A 1,697-nucleotide genomic window follows, 5' to 3' on the forward strand; every position below is an offset into this window, starting at 1 on the left:
GTACGGCGGTTTATGGAGACCACATCACCATTCCCCGGCAATGCCCACGGAATGGCAAAGGTGTAGCAGACATAGGATCAGTTATTTAGAAAAATTTCTTTCCGTAAAAAGGTAAACATAACAGCCCCAGCGAACGCATTTAAGGAGTTGGTACAAATCGAAAGTGTAAATGAAGACGACCAGGGAAATGAAGTCCGATGGACTAAGATTCTAATAAAAGATGAAATAATATCTCAAGAATGAACGAGCAAGAGTTTCTAGATAAATGGCATCAAGAGAGAGGCATGTATGAGGCATGGGGCAAATACGTTGTCTCAGAGATTTGCGAGTCTCTTGAGCAATCTCACATTGACCTTAAGTGCTTTTTAAAGCTGGATTGTATACCCAGACTCAAAGGTGACCAGTCGTTGTTGGATAAAGCGTTTTATCGAAATGACAAAAGCTATGATGACCCTTATTCTCAAATTCAAGACAAAGTAGCTTGTCGATTTGTCGTTTTGCTGGTTGATGAAGTAGAGCTAATCTCGAGAAAAATCCAAACCAATACCTCTTGGAATGCAACAGAATGCAGAAATTACGCGGCAGAGAGAGAAAGAGATCCACTTCTTTTTACATATCAATCCGTACATTATGTAGTTACATGCAAGGAAGACTTAGATACTTGTGGTATTACAATTTTAGCTGGCACACCTTGTGAAATCCAAGTTAGAACACTTCTACAACATGCATACGCTGAATTGACCCATGACGCTCTGTACAAAACAAAAACGATTGTTGAGCCAAAAGTCCAGAGAACAGTCGCAAGAAGCATGGCTTTAATTGAAACCACAGACGATTTTTTTTCTAGTGTCAGTTCTAATTTAGGATCAGGTCCATCAGAAAGATTAAAGTTTCAAGAGTTTTTGGATTCTTTATATGCAAAGTATATACGCGAGCAAGCAGTTGTTGCTCAGAAGTCCTCTATCACTATTTTAGATGAATTTAAGGATCTATTGACCGAGGATTTTACTAGCAGGCTTGAAAACTTTTTGAAAAGAAACAATGAAATCATTTCTTTAATTGCTATGAAAAGAAATGAAAATCCTCTCTACTCCCAGAGTATTACCATTTTCATCATTTGGCTGATAAAGAAAAGAAAGCACCGGGTTTTATCAGATTGGCCACTGAACCGCAGAATTTTAGAAGTGCTAGCATCAGATCTATTCGAATCATTAGATGTCGAATAGGCACAGAGAACCACCTAATCACAACTACATCCCTAAAATCCTACCTTGCGCAGTCGTAAACTTCGTAATGACTCATTATTCACAGAAAATAAATGCAATCGTTTTTTGCTACATATTTGCTACATATTTCAAAATGGGAATTTTTAGAAGAAGAGAATCGGGCTACAGCCCTTTAAAAATGGCGCACCCGATAGGATTCGAACCTATGACCTTTGCCTCCGGAGGGCAACGCTCTATCCAGCTGAGCTACGGGTGCATTCTTCATAGTGCTGAGAATTGCACTAATCGTGAATAGGGGCGCAATGATACTGTTGCGCTGTCACAGCTTCAACAATTTTCTTTACTTTAGGGCGGCGTTGTTGATCAAATAACTGCTTCATTCCCTTTATTGTCAGGCGCTCCAGCCAATTAATCAGTTGCCTGACGAACAGGCATACCGAGCCCAATGACCTTGTTCATTATCTTAACCCC

At 39.7% G+C, this 1,697-nt stretch carries 1 protein-coding gene and 1 tRNA gene; one reads left to right on the forward strand and one right to left on the reverse strand.

The genetic code is table 11. The features are described from left to right. Positions 1 to 239 precede the first annotated feature (239 nt). Complete coding sequence (locus ACXAG2_RS20795; protein WP_474870232.1) at positions 240 to 1,226, forward strand: GTP pyrophosphokinase; 987 nt, start codon at positions 240 to 242, stop codon at positions 1,224 to 1,226. Between the two features lie 179 nt (positions 1,227 to 1,405). On the opposite strand, the gene ACXAG2_RS20800 is transcribed toward ACXAG2_RS20795, so the two are convergent. Next, a tRNA-Arg gene (locus tag ACXAG2_RS20800) sits at positions 1,406 to 1,482 on the reverse strand. Positions 1,483 to 1,697: the final 215 nt, after the last annotated feature.

This window comes from Alteromonas sp. ABH4_456, from assembly GCF_056160645.1.